The 15,091-nt window shown below is 69.8% G+C and carries 10 protein-coding genes and 1 pseudogene; 5 read left to right on the plus strand and 6 right to left on the minus strand.

Annotated elements, in window-relative coordinates; genetic code table 11:
• Positions 1-150: 150 nt before the first annotated feature.
• Positions 151-351: a hypothetical protein gene (locus AC5WS7_RS15315; RefSeq protein WP_495955117.1), complete on the plus strand. Its 201-nt coding sequence runs from the start codon at positions 151-153 to the stop codon at positions 349-351.
• A 206-nt stretch (positions 352-557) separates the two neighbouring features.
• Complete coding sequence (locus tag AC5WS7_RS15320) at positions 558-815, plus strand: hypothetical protein (protein ID WP_495955118.1); 258 nt, start codon at positions 558-560, stop codon at positions 813-815.
• Between the two features lie 8 nt (positions 816-823).
• On the opposite strand, the gene AC5WS7_RS15325 is transcribed toward AC5WS7_RS15320, so the two are convergent.
• Complete coding sequence (locus AC5WS7_RS15325) at positions 824-1,594, minus strand: class I SAM-dependent methyltransferase (protein WP_495955119.1); 771 nt, start codon at positions 1,592-1,594, stop codon at positions 824-826.
• A gap of 203 nt (positions 1,595-1,797) precedes the next feature.
• Between AC5WS7_RS15325 and AC5WS7_RS15330 the strand changes: the two genes are divergently transcribed.
• Positions 1,798-2,976 (plus strand): glycosyltransferase family 4 protein, encoded by a 1,179-nt coding sequence (locus tag AC5WS7_RS15330; RefSeq protein WP_495955120.1) that lies wholly within the window; start codon positions 1,798-1,800, stop codon positions 2,974-2,976.
• Here AC5WS7_RS15330 and AC5WS7_RS15335 read toward each other — a convergent pair.
• Positions 2,936-4,882, minus strand: a complete 1,947-nt coding sequence (locus AC5WS7_RS15335) for an MmpA family trehalose lipid delivery protein (RefSeq protein WP_495955205.1) — start codon at positions 4,880-4,882, stop codon at positions 2,936-2,938. The two genes, AC5WS7_RS15330 and AC5WS7_RS15335, sit on opposite strands and share 41 nt — an antisense overlap.
• Positions 4,871-5,314: pseudogene (locus AC5WS7_RS15340) on the minus strand (hypothetical protein); the annotation flags it as partial. The gene AC5WS7_RS15335 and the pseudogene AC5WS7_RS15340, both read right to left, overlap by 12 nt.
• A gap of 576 nt (positions 5,315-5,890) precedes the next feature.
• On the opposite strand from AC5WS7_RS15340, the gene AC5WS7_RS15345 reads away from it, so the two are divergent.
• On the plus strand, positions 5,891-7,120 hold the full coding sequence (locus AC5WS7_RS15345; protein WP_495955121.1) for a polysaccharide biosynthesis protein: 1,230 nt from the start codon (positions 5,891-5,893) through the stop codon (positions 7,118-7,120).
• A 129-nt stretch (positions 7,121-7,249) separates the two neighbouring features.
• On the opposite strand, the gene pgfA is transcribed toward AC5WS7_RS15345, so the two are convergent.
• On the minus strand, positions 7,250-8,407 hold the full coding sequence (gene pgfA / locus AC5WS7_RS15350) for a cell envelope lipid trafficking protein PgfA (protein ID WP_495955122.1): 1,158 nt from the start codon (positions 8,405-8,407) through the stop codon (positions 7,250-7,252).
• Between the two features lie 165 nt (positions 8,408-8,572).
• Here pgfA and AC5WS7_RS15355 point away from each other — a divergent pair, with 165 nt between their 5' ends.
• A complete protein-coding gene (locus AC5WS7_RS15355) occupies positions 8,573-9,724 on the plus strand; it encodes an acyltransferase family protein (protein ID WP_495955123.1) in 1,152 nt (383 codons plus the stop codon).
• On the opposite strand, the gene AC5WS7_RS15360 is transcribed toward AC5WS7_RS15355, so the two are convergent.
• On the minus strand, positions 9,721-14,217 hold the full coding sequence (locus AC5WS7_RS15360; protein WP_495955124.1) for an alpha-(1->3)-arabinofuranosyltransferase: 4,497 nt from the start codon (positions 14,215-14,217) through the stop codon (positions 9,721-9,723). The two genes, AC5WS7_RS15355 and AC5WS7_RS15360, sit on opposite strands and share 4 nt — an antisense overlap.
• Positions 14,198-14,368, minus strand: coding sequence for a DUF2613 domain-containing protein (locus AC5WS7_RS15365; protein ID WP_083896113.1), 171 nt, complete (start codon positions 14,366-14,368; stop codon positions 14,198-14,200). Before AC5WS7_RS15365 ends, AC5WS7_RS15360 begins: the two co-directional genes overlap by 20 nt.
• Positions 14,369-15,091 lie beyond the last annotated feature (723 nt).

Raw genomic sequence — 15,091 nt, forward strand, 5'->3', positions numbered from 1 at the left:
CCGTGCTTTATTCTCGAATGTGTTCTACATCTCATGTCCGACCGGTTCGATTGCGGGAAATTAACTAATCGGCTGAACTGAATGCCTCGCCGCCTCGGTGGATCATTTCGGTCCCACGTCGGCGCAGGCCGATCATGGAGGTGCGTGGGCATGACCGAGCTGGGGTTCGATTCGCCGGTGGTTCCGCAGGCAGCCGAGTTCGAGCTGTCGCCGGCGAGTACGCCGATGCGCCGGGCCGCGCGGCAATTGCAGGCGGCGCTGCCGGACGGGTGGGAGGTCGAGGTCGTCGACGCTCCGCGGCGGCCGGGGCAGGTTCCGGCGGCGATGTTGCGGGTGCAGACGCCGAGGTGAGCTTCCTGCGTCACAGCGACCACGCTGGTTGTCTGCAGGCATCCCGAGTCTCCAAACCCTACCTGCCGGTTCGCTTTTCATAGAACGCACTATTGCGTTTGGCCACCCGACGGCGCATGCTGATAGCTAGCTGCTTTGGCCGATTTTTCAAATGCAATTGCAGGGGAGTCCGAGTCGTGGCGGTGCAAGTAGTCGGTAGATCGTTGATGACCAGTGATCAGACGCCGCACCAGGCAAGATCCGTCGGAACCGGCGGGTGGGTCGTATCTTTCCTGCCCGGCCGGACGCTGACGCTCGAACAGGCGACGGCCGCGTTACAGGCCGCGGAGGCGGTTGCCGCGGTGCGCGAATTATCCGGTTCGGTGGGGCTGACGCCGCTCGAGACGGTGGGGTTGGCCATGCAGGAACCGCCGTGGGAAGAATCCGCGCGCCTGGCCGGACGCAGGTTCTGGCAGCGCGGGTGAATTCCGGGTCACCGCTTGACGATCACCAGGACCAGATTGCTGACCAGTAGTTCCCGGATGCCTGGTACGCGCACCAGCCACCAGGCCCAGCGCGGGTGGTAGCGCGGAAACGCGGCCAGCACGTCGGCCCGGTCGCTGACCTGCCCCGCCCAGTGCAGCCCGTCGGCGGCGCGCACCGCGAACAGTGAGGTGCCGAAGCGGTTCTTCGGTTCGTGGCCGGTGCGGCGTCGATAGCGCCGGGCCGCGTACTCCCCGCCCAGATAGTGCCAGGGCCCGGTCTCGTGTCCGCCGAACGGGCCCGCCCACACGGTGTAGGACAGCATCATCAGACCGCCCGGTCTGGTCACCCGCAGCATCTCCTCGGCCATCCGCCACGGGTGCGGAACGTGTTCGGCCACATTGGAGGACAGGCAGATGTCCACCGCGTCGTCGCGGAACGGCAGCGCCATCCCCGAACCCCGGACCGCGCCGCGCACACTCAGACCCGCGGCGTGCATCTCGGCCGGATCCGGCTCGACCGGCAGGTAGCGCGCGCCCGCCGCGGTGAACTCGTCGGCGAAATAGCCTGGCCCGCCGCCTACGTCGAGGACCGTCGCGCCGGTCAGCGAGCAGCCGGCGAGATCGCGATAGAAGTCGGCGATCAGTTCGGCGGTGTCGGTGGCGATTCCGCCGTAGAACAGCGCGGGATCGGTCTGCTCGAAGCGGAAACTGCGCAGCAAACGCAGCGACCGGCGCAATGTTGCGCGCCGGGTGAAGCTCGGGGATTGTGATCGAAGCATGGTGTCTCGAGCTTTCCACAGAGATCCCACATCCCGGGGAGCGGATCCTGCCGCTAGGGTGGAGCGGATTGTCACCTCATCCGTTCCGAGAAACTCTGGAGTGCGCAGTGCTCGACCCCGGACCTCGCGGGCCGTCCGCGGTGACTGGAGTTGCCGATCCCGGAGGCGCGAATTACGCGTCTGCAGTGCGGGCGAATGCCGCTGTGCGGGAGGTGTTGCTGCTGTGCTGGCGCGACACCGGCCATCCGCAGGGCGGCGGCAGTGAGCGGTATCTGGAGCAGGTGGGCGCGCAGCTCGCCGCCCGCGGGGTGAAGGTGACCTTGCGTACCGCCCGATATCGCGGCGCGGCGCGGCGGGAGCGGGTCGACGGGATCGAGATCAGCCGGGCCGGTGGTCGTTACACGGTGTATCCGCGGGCCTTGGCGGCGATGCTGGCCGGGCGCCTGGGCCTCGGGCCGCTGCGCGATGTGCGGCCCGACGCGGTGATCGACACGCAGAACGGCATTCCCTTCTTCGCGCGGGCGGTGACGCGTGCTCCCGCGGTGGTGCTGGTGCACCACGGACATCGTGAGCAGTGGCCGGTCGCCGGGCATTGGGTGGGCCGGGTCGGCTGGTGGATCGAGTCGCGGCTGTCGCCGTGGGCGCACCGGCGCAATCAGTATCTGACGGTCTCGCTGCCCTCCGCCGAGGAATTGGCCTCGCTCGGGGTGAACAGATCGCGAATCGCCGTGGTGCGCAACGGCGCCGAACCCGTTCCGGCTCGGGTGCCGACCGGTGCGGCGCAGACCCGGACATCGCATCCGAGCATCGTGGTGCTCTCGCGGCTGGTGCCGCACAAGCAGATCGAGGACGCGCTCGCTGTCGTGGCCGCGCTGCGGGCCCGGCATCCCGGGCTGCACCTGGACGTCATCGGCGGCGGCTGGTGGGCGGAGAACCTGAAAAGCCGTGCGCGCGAACTGGATATCGCCGGATCGGTGACCTTCCACGGTCACGTCGACGAGGCCCGCAAACACGAATTGCTCTCGCGCGCATGGGTGCACGTGCTGCCCTCGCGCAAGGAGGGCTGGGGGCTGGCGGTGATCGAGGCCGCGCAGCACGGGGTGCCCACGGTCGGATATCGCAGTTCGCGCGGACTCACCGATTCGGTCGTGGACGGGGTGACCGGGCTGCTGGTGGACGATCCGGAGCAGCTGAGCGAGGCCGTCGGCGAACTGCTCGCCACCGCCGAGACCCGAACGGTGATGGGGGAGAAGGCGCGTGCTCGCGCGCGGGAGTTCTCCTGGGAGCTGACCGCGAACGGCGTGCACGAGGTGTTGTCGGCCGCCGCACGCGGCGAGTACGTCAGCGGCCTGGTCGCCCCGCGCGTCCGGGAAATCGGATAGGCCACCGGTCGTAGGCCGCGGCGAGCGCGCCCGCCAGCAGCAGCAGCGCCCAGGCCAGGTGTGCGGCGATCGCGATGAACCGATGTGCGCCAGCGGATTTCGCCCCGGCGTCGTGCGGGTGCGGTACCCGGTACAGGCTCAGCTCGTGATCGGCGTAGACGGCGGTCAAACGATCCAGAGTCGCTCTCGAACGCCCGAGCGGCCCGGGTGAGGTGTGCTCCACCAGGACCCAGCCGACCCCGTGCGCCGCGAGTTCGTCCGGTCCCGCGCCGTCCAGCAGCAACCGCTCCACCGCCCGCGCCCGCGCGCCTTCGCCCGCGACGCTGCCGCCGCGCACCGGCAGCTCCCCGGTCTGCAACACGTCGCGGGGCAGCATGCGCGGCGCCGGATCGAGCACCGGAACCCTTCCGCTGTACGGGAATTCGCGGAACATCCCGCCCGGCAGCACCGCGACGTCGCCCGGACCGTCCATTCGCTCGGCGACTGCCTGCCACCCGGCCGGATACCGCACGGCCCGCATCGCCCCACCGACGCCCCAGGCCAGATCCGGCAGCACCACGATCAACGCAGCGATGCACAACGCCGCCACCACACCGGTTCCGCCGCCGCCGGCACCGCGCGTGAAGCCGGCCGATTCCGGCCGTCCCGCCGCGTCGTCCGCTCGTGCCGTGTACCTCGCGTCGTGGGCGCGGTCGTCGCTGGGCGCTGGTCGCTGGGCGGTGTCGTTCCCTTGCGCCGTGTCGCGGTTTCGCGCCGCGGCGTCTGCGGGTGCCACATCGTCTTTTCCTGCCGGGTCGGGGCCCGTCGCGGGGCCGCGATACCCGGCGGCGCGGGCCCGGCTGTCCGCGGCATCGCCGAAAGGACTCCGCGCCAGCGGATCTGGCGGAGTACGAGCCGGTGCCGCAGGCGCCGATCCGAACCTCGTGGCGACTGCGCGGCAGCCCGCTGCGGCGCACAGCGCGAATGCGGGCATGGCCAGGGCGGCGTATTTCTGTGTGTCGCGGAGCAATCCGGCGCCCGGGATGCGGGTGACGAGGAATTGGCCGAGGTGCAATCCCCAGCCGGTCGCGCCGAGTGCGGGGAGCACGATGGCCGCGGCCGCCAGGATCAGCAGCGCACGACGGACGTACCGTGTCGGGGCATCGCCGGGGGCGGCGACGCGACGGATGCCAGCCGCCACGATGAGCAGCAGCACGAACGTCGCCACCAGCGCGAACAATGTTGTGCGCGAACCGGGTACGGCCTGGGCGTTCCAGATTCCGCCGAGCCCGGCCAGACTGCCGATCGTGCCGAGTCCGGGTTCGGCGCGTGCGGCGAACGCCGTGATTCCCGCCGGATCCGATGGTTCGGCACCGGTCTCCGAGAGCACGGCGGCCACCAGCCACGGTGCCGAGGCGACACACCACAACCCCAGCGTCCCGGCCAGTTTCCGCCGGCCGACCACGACCAGCGCCACACACCCCGCCAGCAGCGCACCGGTCGGCGTCAAGCCCGCCGCGGCCAGACAACCGCCGAGCCCCAGCCACATCCGAACTGCGTGACCCCGTCCGTTCGCGCGGGCCCGTCCGTTCGCGCGGGCCCGGAGATGCTCGCTCGTCGTATCGGGTGTATCCGCCCGGCCGTGCTCGCCTTCCTCCGGATGAGTGCCCATCCGGTTCGATATAACAGCCCTCGAACGCGTGCTGGTCTCGTCGTCTTCGGTTGTCCCGCTGTGCTTGCTTTCCCTCGGACGTGTGCGCGCCCGGTTCGGTGTGACAGTTCTCGAATGCGTGCTGGTCTCGTCGTCTTCGGTTGTCCCGCTGTGCTCGCTCGGTTCGTCGGATGCGTTCCCGTCGTCGCGCTGTGGGCTCAGGTCCGGTTGCTCTGTGCCGGTGCGTCTTTCGTCGGTGCGGCACCGGATCCGCATGGCCGCCAGCACCGTCCACGGCAAGGCGGCGTATCCGGCCAGCAGACTCCAATGTCCCTGGAGCAGCCGTTCGGCCACATAGGGATTCCACACCGCGATGGTGGCGGCCAGCAGCTGCGGTCCGAGCGAGACGCCGAGCAGCCGGCGGGACAACGCGGCCGCGCCCCATCCGGCGGCCCACAACGCGCCGACCAGGATCGCCTTCACCACGATCCCGCCATCCACGACCGACGACACCGTCGCGAGCAACCAGTCCTGCGGCACGGCCCGCGGCGCGGCATCCCCCAACCCGAGGGCCGAATCGGTCGGATAGGACCGCGGCGTACTCACCCCGTCCCGCAACAGCAGATACCCCGGCCCGAGCAGCGGCCCCGCCACAACCAACGCCAACAGCAGGCTGTACGCGGCAGGCCGGATCCGGCCCCACCGCACCCCGCGCCCGCGCCCAGTCACGCTGAGCCACCCTACGTCGTGCGCTTCCCCCCACCGCCCCCACCCACGCTTGCCCACCCCACCGGCTCATGCGTCCGGCCTGCTTGTGTGTGCGGTCGGCTTGTGTGTGCGGTCGGCTTTGTGTGTCCGGCCCGCTTGTGTGCGCGGCCCGTTCTTGTGTGCGGCCTGCTCGTGTGTGCGGTCGGCTTGTGTGTCCGGCTCGCTTGTGTGTGGTCTGTTCGTGCGTCTGGTCGGCTTGTGTATCTGGCCTGCTCGTGCGCGCGGTCCGCTCGTGTGTGCGGTCCGTTCGCGTGTGCGACTGGTACAACAACGCCCGTCTGCATTCCCGGCTGGACTACCTGACACCGGCTGAATACGAAGCCGCGCACTAACTCTCAACAACAGCCACGCCGACCGGCGCTGGTCTGAAACCGTAGCCGGTCCCTTACCCGCGACGATTCAGTCCGCCCGTGTCCGGTCGGCGACTCGACCGTGCGTCCGCTCGGGTGTGGGCCCGGTTCGGTGTGCGGCGGGCCGCGTCGGCGCGGGGCGGGCTGGAGGTGGCAGCATGGCGGGATGCCCGCTGTCCGTCGTCTGCCCGCTGTCGCGGATCTGACCCTGGTGACCGCGGGGGCGATGACGGCGAATGTGGCCGGGTATCTGCTGCAGTTGCTGGCCGGGCGGTGGCTCGGGGTGGCGGGATACAGCGAGTTCGCCAGTCTGCTGGCGGTGCAGCTGCTGTGCGCGGTTCCGGCGTTGGCCCTGCAGAATGTCGTGGCGCGCGAGCTGGTGCGCGGGGCGCGGGCGGCGACGGTGCGAGCGCTGGGGTGGTGGTGCGCGGCGGTTGTCGCGGTCGTCGCGGCGGTTCTGGTGCCCGTGGTGAGTGCGGTGCTGCACGTCGGCGCGGTCGCTGCCGCCGGTGCCCTGCTCGCCGCGCCCGCGCAGGTGCTGATCTCCGGGGAACAGGGAATCCTGCAGGGCGGCCGCAGGTTTCGCGCGCTGGCGACCGTGCTCGGCGGTGCGGGCGTCGCGCGGGTCGTACCGGCGCTGGTCGTGCTGGCCGCCGGTGCGGGCGCTGCCGCGGCGCTCTGGGCCGCCGCCCTCGGTCTGTTCGCCGCGGCCGTCGGCGCACGTCGGGCAGCCGCCGGGGTCACGAACCCCGAGGAATCGGACGTCCCGGACACCCTGCGGATCCGCGCGGGCGGGTCGGCGGTACTGCGGGCCGTGCAGGTGCAGGCCGCGTTGATGGCGATGTCCTCGGTGGATCTGATCGTGGCGCGGATCGTGCTCGAACGGGACGACGCCGGACGTTATGCGCTGGGCGCCATCGCGACGAAGATCGCGTTCTGGCTGCCGCAGGCGGTCGGTGTGGTGCTGTATCCGCGGATGGCGCAGCCGCAGAATTCGGCCCGCGCGATCCGGGCCGCACTGGGAGTGCTGCTGGGTGTCGGCGTCGCGGCGGTGGCGGGTGCGGCGGTGCTCGCGCCATTGGCGCCGCTGTTCGCCGGACACGACTACGCCCCGATCGAGCACTGGCTCTGGCTGTTCGCCCTCGACGGCGCACTCTTGGCCCTGCTGCAGGGCGCACTGCTGTCCGCGATCGCCCTGGACCGCACCGCACCCGCCGTGATCACCTGGGTGGGCCTGGCCGTCGAGGTGTCCGCGATCGCCCTGTTCGCACACACTCTGCCTGCCCTGATCGGCATCTCGACGCTGGTCGTGGCCGTCGTCGCCGCGCTGATGATCGTGGTCGTACTGCGTGCCGCCGCCCGCGAGCACGATGTGCCGGTCGATCACCCGGCGTGATCACCGCGCCGGGTGGGTCACGCGGTCACTGTCGGGCGCAACGGTATTCGACTCACCAGCTGCGAAAACGCCGGTGGCTCCCCGCGTAACGGGGAGCCACCGGCGAATTATATTGCGCTACTGGGATATTCAGATGTCCCTGCGCGGCAGTTTGATCTGAGTCGTCGGCTGGTCGGTGAGATTGAAGCCCGAGCCCCGGCCCGGCTCGACGGTCTCACCGCCCTTGGGGTTCTTCGGCCGAACCAGGCGTCCCGGCTTCTCGGTGCCGCTGCTGCGCAGGCCCAGCACCAGGCCGGCGATCAGCACGATCACGCCCACCACGCCCAGGATGATCGGCAGCGTCCGCCCGTACAGCGAGAGCTTGTCCATATTGTCCTTGGCGATCGCGATCTGCGAGTTCACCGTGTTGTCGTCGAACACCAGGGTCGACTGCAGCGCGGTGACGTCCGGCTTGTCGGCGTTGCGCGCGTAGTACATGTGGAGCTGCTCGGAGCCCTTGATGATGGTGCCGGTCTGCGGCTCCACCCACAGGTCGCGGGTGTTGGTGTAGAAGCGGTCCATCGTGACCGGGGTGTCACCGCCGGGGATGCCCCACTTGGACGCGGGCAGGCTCACCTGGTTGCTGGGAGCGCTGACCACCTTCGACAGATCGGTCACCGGGATCTTCTGCTGGAAGTGGTAGACCTTCAGGTCGTTGATCTCGGTCTGCTCGACGAAGTTGATGTCGAACGACTTGCGCGCGTTGATGTCGAAGTACGGGTACGTCTTCTTGTCGGTACCGATCGGGAACCGGTACTGCAACCCGTCGTGCTGGACCGGGTCGGCGATGCTGTTGCCGTTGCTGTCGGTGTTCACCGCGATCGAACCGTTCGGATCGTCATCGACCGGCATTCCGGTCTTGCGGTTGATGGTGACCCGGTCGATGACCGCCGACAGCAGACCGGTATCGCCCTGCGCGTCGATATTGCGCAGGGTCTGACCGGCCTGGATGGTCATCTGGGTTTTGTCCGAGGGATCCTCGACGGTCAGATAGCGCTGCGAGATCAGCCGCACATTGGAGTTGACCTTCGCCGCGCCGGTGCCCGAGGTGAGCGATTTGATGTCGAGGACCTTGCTGGGCGCGTTCGCGTTGCTCGGTGCGATCGTGGTGATTTCCAGGTCGAGGGGAGTCTTGGCCAGCTGGCCGAGGGCATACGTCGGGATCAGCAGAGCCGCGACGATCAGCAGCGCACCGAGACCCACGAGCACGCAGGCCACCGTCCTTCTGGTACCGGCACTGAGTGCCATGCAAACTCTCCTCGTCGTCGTACCAAGCAGTTCCGAGTAACGCTGCGGACACGGCGTAGCACTCGTGAGCCCCGACACTAACAGTCCGGACCCCTCCAGCGCCGATCCGAGCCCGGAAACATCCCGAATCCTGGTGCGGATAACCACGCGGCAGACTGGAACCCGATGACCACGACCAATATCATGCCCGGCACATCGGCCGCGCCCCGGCCCGCGGCGGCGCGCGGTTTCGTGCCGGCGCTCGAGGGAATGCGCGGGCTGGCCGCGCTGGGCGTGGTGCTGACCCATGTCGCCTTTCAGACCGGCGCCTCGGGCATTCCGCTGCTGGGGCGCGTGTTCGAGCGCTTCGACATGGCCGTGGCGGTGTTCTTCGGGCTGTCCGGATTCCTGCTGTGGCGTCCGCATGCCGCCGCGGCCCGCGGTACCGGGACCGCACCGCCCGCCTGGCGCTATCTGCTGCATCGGGCCGCGCGCATCCTGCCCGCCTATTGGGTGGTGGTGTGCGCGGTGCTGATCCTGCTGCCGTCGGCAGCGGATTCGGCGGGGCGGCGAGTGTGGCTGGCGAATCTGGCGTTGCTCCAGGTTTTCGTGCCGTTGACGCTGACCGACGGGCTGACCCAGATGTGGAGTCTGTCCGTGGAGATGGCCTTCTATCTGGTGCTGCCGCTGCTGGCCTTCGCGGTGGTGTGGTTGCGCGGGCCGTGGGCGCGGTGGCGCGCGCCGATCGTGCTCGCCCTGGGCCTGATCAGCCTGGGCTGGAATCTGCTGCCCGTACCGACCCCCAACGCGATCCACGCCGACAACTGGCTGCCCGGCTATCTGCCCTGGTTCGCGGGCGGAATGCTGCTGGCCGAACTGGTCGAGACGCCGGTCGCGCATCCACCGCGCTGGCGCCGGATCGCCGCGAACCGCTGGGTCATGTGGTCCCTGGCGCTGATCGCCCTGCTGGCCTCCGCCACCGATCTGGCCGGACCGGCCGGGCTGGAGCGCGGGGCGCCGTGGCAGTACGTGGCGAAGATGGGCCTCGGGGCGCTGATCGGTTTCGGCCTGCTCGCGCCGCTGATTCTGGGGCAGGCCCGGCATCGGTGGCTGCAGAGCCGGCTGGCCGCCACGATCGGGCGCTGGTCCTACGGCATCTTCATCTGGCATCTGGCGGTGCTGAGCGTGGTGTTCCAGATCTTCGGCATCATTCCGTTCCACGGGATGTTCCCGCAGGTGCTGGTGCTGACCGTGGCGTTCACCCTGCCCCTGTCGGCCGCCGGTTACGCGCTGATCGAGGAGCCGGTCCGGCGCTGGGTCCGCCGCCGCGTCGGCTAGTTCTGCCGCCGATCCGCGATCGCGGCGATACTCAGCGCGACCACCGCCGCCAGAGCCGGGAACTGAACCCACAGCGACCCGCCCATGTACCCGTCCGGCGAACGCCACGGCCCGGTCGACAGGGCGGCCGCCGACACCATCGTCCCCGCTCCGGCAACCAGCACCAGCGCTCGCGCCGTGATCCGCGGATACCGCCACCGGGCGAGGAAACCGGCCGCGGCCAACGCGATCGCGACCGGTCCAGAGATCAGGAATACCGCGATCGTCAGCCCGATCATGGCCGGTATCCGCGGGTTCCAGGTGCGTGGCGGCGGATCCTCGTGCGACGCAGCGTCTTCGGTCAGGGTTCCGTCGGCGGGTCCGCCTGTCGTCCGGTCCTCGGTCGCGGAGTTCTCGCCTGATGACGAAGCACCCTGCGCCGCAGCCCCCTTCGCCGGTGAATCGGTGTCGCTGTCCTCGGCGGGCGATCGCTGCGCACCGGCATCGCCCGTGCCTGTGCGCTTTTGCGTGCCTGCGGCCGAACCGTTCTCGGGGACCGGGACAGGTGCGCGCGCGGGCCGCCGCCGACGGAGACGCGGGCGGGGCAGGGCCAGTGCGATGAGCGGGAGCAGCAGGAGCAGGCCGCCGAAGATGGCCAGGCGGTACCAGCGGTCGAGGGGGAAGTCGACGGTGATCGGGCCGTGCGCGGCGGCGGGGAGCAGCCAGGCCTGTTGCCAGCCGTCGACGACCACCGGGGTGAGTTCGTGGCCGTCGGCGGTGCGGGCGCGCCAGCCGACGTTGGTGCTCAGCGGCAGGACCAACAGCCGGGTGCCGGGGGGAGCCGCGATCGGGCGAGGAGCCGGATCGGTGCGCGGCAAACGCAATTCGTCGACGGAGAACAGGTCGGTGGGTGCGACGTCGACGTCGACGTCCCCGGTCGGCAGCGCGACCGCCCCGGGCCCGGCGGCCGGAAGCTCGGGTGCGGTCCGTCCGGGAGCGGTCACCGGATCGATACCGCAGACCTTCGCGGGAACCGGTGCGCTGGTGAGCAATTGACGTGCGGTCGCGGTGATCGTGGTGTGCACGAGATGTCCGGCAAGGGCGATGGTGGGCCCGTGCGCGCAATCCACGGTGATCGGGCGGTCGCCGCGCGCGGGCGCCGGATAGTCCGGGCCCAGGACGTTCACCTCGGCCAGGCCCGGTGGCTGTTGCTGATCGAAACCGAGTGCGGTGCGGTCCAATACGGCATTCCAGGTGGCGATGCTCAGTTCGATCCGGTCGGTGACGTGCGGGTGCAGCGGGATTCGGATCGGCTCGCCCGCTGGTGCGTCGGGGTCGAGTTCGCGGACCTGCGGACCGTCGCCGAGATCGACCGCGACCGAGGTGGGACGGGCGGGCAGCGCGCCGCGCGGCGGGGTGATCTCGAGACCGTTCACCAGGGCCGGCGCGGGAAGTTCGAGGGTCAGGGTCGGCTTGGGGCCCGCCGGATCCCGCACCGTGTCCTGCGGGGCGACCCAGCTCGTACCCGGATCGCCGTCCGTGGCGGCGAATGCCGATCCGCGCAGGTCGCCGACGTCGGCCTTACCGCGCGCGATGGGCCGCTCGTGGTCGGTCAGCAGCGCCTCGAGCGACGGGCCCTGCCGGGCGCGCACCGTCAGTCGCGGGGTGACGCTCATCGGCGCCGGGACGTTCAGCGTGCGTTCGAACCTGCCCGGTTCCTCCGGGGGCAGCGCGAGGCCGTTACTGCACCGGACTCGATCGGGCGCGTCGAAACAGCTGCTGCGCCCAGGGAATTCCTGTCCCAGGCTCCAGCCCTGCACCTGTGTCCCGGCCGGGACCGCGGGCAGGACGGTGCGGTGCCGGATCGCGACGGGCACTGGCGCGTCCCGGTTCGAATAGTCCTCGAGGGAGACCTCGGAGATGCCGAATTGCCCGCCGAGACTTCCGGTCTCGGTTTCGATCGCGGTGATGCTCACCCACCCGGTGAGACCGGGCGGCAGTGAAACCGAAACGGGCTCACCGGGTTTGGTGACGCGCACCGCGGTAGTGCCGTGTGCGGTGCGCACTTCGACCAGTCCGACCGGATCACCCAGTGCGGCCGCGCTCGTGGTCAGCTGCAGCACCCCCGCCTTGACGGGATGATCCAGATCGAGCCGAAGCCACTGGCCCACAGCGTGTTCGGCGCTGTTGCTGAGCCATGCGGTGGACGGATCGCCGTCCACGGCCGCGGCGGTGGAGCTGCCCGGCGCGGTGCCGCCCAGTTGGGTCGCGTCGGCAGCCGAGCTCGAGGCGGTGATCGTCGCCCCCGACCACCGCCCGGCGACCCGCGGCGTTCCCGGAACGGCGTAATCGGGCACCAGATTGCGGGTCCGCCGGGCGTCGGTCGGCGCGCGCAGCGCCGAATTGTGATTGTCGACGCGGCCGAAATCGGTCTCGCGGTCCATCGGAGTATCGGTGAGAGTCGTTGTGTTGCCGGATAATCCGGCTCGCGCGGCATCGGTGGACAGCAGCACCGGACCGTTCGGCCCGGAGCTGTCCCGCCGCAACCGCTCGAGCACCTCGGGCCCGCCCTGCACCACCGGCACCGAGTTCAGCGGCACGGTATAAGCGCCCGGGAAGGATTCGGGCGCGCCCGACCCGCTGCGGATATCGGCGGCCTCGCCCGGATGCGGCGCGCTCACCCGGTATATCTCGATGGCCGGATAGGACGGCCGCAGATCGCCGTCGGAGACCAACCCCTTGCCGTGCGAGGCGACGATCTCGTCCCCGAACTCGGCCACCTTCGTCAGTCCCGGCGAGCCCTCGATCGCCTCGTGCGCCAGCAGCGGCCGGGTCGAGCGCGATGTGTCCGGGTCCAAATCGTTGCGCAGCACCAGAATTCCGATGCCCTGATCGATCAGCGTCGACGCGAGACCGGCCGAGGGCCGTCCGTCGGCGATCAACCGCTGCACCGAATCCATCGCCCGGATCGTGCCCGGCGGGGTGAGCGGGATGGCATCGCGCACCGCCCAGGGGGTTCTGGCCAGTGCCTGCAGCGGTTCGTCGCGGGTCAGCCCCCAGATCTGACTGCCGAACGGCGCGCCCGGCACCACCAGCGCGCGAGTGTCTGCGGCATGGTCGGCCAGCCAGTCGGCGGTCTGGGTCCAATAGGCCGGAACCCGGTCGTACGCACCGCGCGGGGCGAGTTTCCCGGTCCACGCCAGTGAGGTGGACAGGGCCAGCGCGCACAGGATCAAGGCCGTCACCGCCACCATCCGCTGTCGTTCGGGATGAGCGAACGCACTGCGCCACACCGGCATCGGCACGGCACCGGGCAGCGGAACGCGATGCAGCAGATGGGCCAGCCCGACGATGAGCGGAAGCCGGATCAGCGGTTCGAGCTTGTGCACATTGCGCAGCGGCGCACCACCGGAATCCAGGAATACCCGCACCGATTCGGCGAACGGACCGCCCAGATCCCCGACGTATCCGGCGCAGAGCCCGACCAGCCCGAGCACCAGGATCAGCACGAACCGGCCGCGGTGCGGCATCGACCGCAGCGCCAGACCGGCCATCCCGGCCGCGGCCAGCAGTCCGGTCGCCAGCACCGCCGCGGGCTGGGTGACCAGCACCGCTCCCGCGATGCGTTCCGGCGAGACGAACGGCGTCCAACTGGAGGTTCCGCGCAGCACCTCGCCGAGGGAGGCCCATTCGGTGGTGACACCGGACGATTCGATGTAGTCCAGGAACGGCGGACTCACCTTGCCCAGCAGCAGCAGCGGCACCACCCACCACAGCGTCCCCAGCGCCAGCAGCGGAATCCAGGCGCGAGTGAACCGCCACCACGCCCGATTCGGCCGGTACGAGGCCCACCAGATCACCGCGGGCACGAACGCCGCCGCCGTCGCGACCGCGTTCACCGAACCCATCAACGCCAGCGCCAGCGCGCTGCCGGCCGGGGACAGCGCGCCCCACCGCGGTATTCCCTTGCGCGACTTGGAGATACGTCCCAAGGCGGCAGGTGCGAGCAGAACCCAGGGGGCGAGCATCATCGGAAGTGTCTCCGACGAGATCGACCCGAGTGTGGTCAGCACCCGCGGCGACAGGGCGAAGGCCAGTGCCGCGACGATCCGGGAACCGCGGCTGCCGATGCCGAGCACCTCGCACAATCGCACGATGCCCCAGAAGCCGGCCAGGAGCAGCAGCGCCCACCAGATCCGCTGGGTCACCCAGGCGGGCAGGCCCAGCGCATGTCCGAGGGCGAAGAAACTTCCGTGCGGGAAGAAATAGCCGTAGGCCTGGTTCTGCACCTGCCCCATGGGGGCCTGACTGCTCCACAGATGCGCGGCGCGCCGCAGGAAGCCCAGCGGATTCTGGGCGAGGTCGTATTTGGTGTCGGCGACGGTGAGGCCGGGAGCCTGCAGAAAGGTCAGCAGGAATGCGCCGACTACCGTGCCCGCGACCCAGCGCCGCCCCAGCGGCGCGACCGGATCGGACTCAGCGTTGGTCGGCGACTCAGCGGCTGCCGTACTCAACGTTGTTGAGCAGCGACGACGACTGGTTGCCGCTGCGATCGACGTCGGGCCGCGAGTTCTGGGCCGCCGCCGCCGTCACCACGAACACCGCGACCGCGCCCAGCACGGCTCCGACGACAGCGCTCGCTACCCCGGGAACGGCAAACTTCATCGCGGAACTCCCATACATCGGCCCGTACGTATCCGCGCCAACCTACCACTGTGTATTTGGCCTCCGCTTCGCTGCGGCGGGTTTTCGGCGCTGTAAGGCTCGTCGTTCAGCCCTCGAGACTCGGCCTTCGGCCATGCGCTTCGAGGGCTGAACGACGAGCCCGCGCCGAAAACCTTGGGGTTGGTGTTGCTGAACCTATCGCTTCGCGGGCGACTCCCAGCCCGACAGAGACGGTTCGCCGCTGGGCACGTCAGGCTTTCGCCTCGCTTCGCTTCGGCGGGTATCGGGTCCGACCGTCGCCGCGCCGCAGCAGGCCCGGCTCACCCGTCTGCTCGTGCTCGTGTTCGCGGTGACCGCGGGATCGTCCGCGGGCTGCCTCCAGGCGCGCGCCGAAAATCCTGGGGTTGATGTTGTTGAATTTCGCTTCGCTGGCGATTTCCAGTGGTTCGGAGACTGTTCGCCGCTGGGTGCGTCAGCTTTCGCTTCGTTTCGCTTCGGCGGGTATCGGGTGCGGTGCGCCGAAAATGCTGGGGGTGGTGTTGTCGAATCTTTCGCTTCGCTGGCGATTTCCAGTGGTTCGGAGACTGTTCGCCGCTGGGTGCGTCAGCTTTCGCTTCGTTTCGCTTCGGCGGGTATCGGGTGCGGTGCGCCGAAAATGCTGGGGGTGGTGTTGTCGAATCTTTCGCTTCGCTGGCGATTTCCAGTGGTTCGGAGACTGTTCGC

The organism is Nocardia sp. PLKS1-43, from assembly GCF_059510335.1.

Bases quoted from the DNA above. Each gene is read 5' to 3' on its own strand.
- AC5WS7_RS15315 (WP_495955117.1), top strand. From the start codon at position 151: ATGACCGAGCTGGGGTTCGATTCGCCGGTGGTTCCGCAGGCAGCCGAG.
- AC5WS7_RS15320 (WP_495955118.1), top strand. From the start codon at position 558: ATGACCAGTGATCAGACGCCGCACCAGGCAAGATCCGTCGGAACCGGC.
- AC5WS7_RS15325 (WP_495955119.1), bottom strand. From the start codon at position 1,594: ATGCTTCGATCACAATCCCCGAGCTTCACCCGGCGCGCAACATTGCGC.
- AC5WS7_RS15335 (WP_495955205.1), bottom strand. From the start codon at position 4,882: ATGCGGATCCGGTGCCGCACCGACGAAAGACGCACCGGCACAGAGCAA.
- AC5WS7_RS15345 (WP_495955121.1), top strand. From the start codon at position 5,891: ATGCCCGCTGTCCGTCGTCTGCCCGCTGTCGCGGATCTGACCCTGGTG.
- pgfA (WP_495955122.1), bottom strand. From the start codon at position 8,407: ATGGCACTCAGTGCCGGTACCAGAAGGACGGTGGCCTGCGTGCTCGTG.
- AC5WS7_RS15355 (WP_495955123.1), top strand. From the start codon at position 8,573: ATGACCACGACCAATATCATGCCCGGCACATCGGCCGCGCCCCGGCCC.
- AC5WS7_RS15365 (WP_083896113.1), bottom strand. From the start codon at position 14,368: ATGAAGTTTGCCGTTCCCGGGGTAGCGAGCGCTGTCGTCGGAGCCGTG.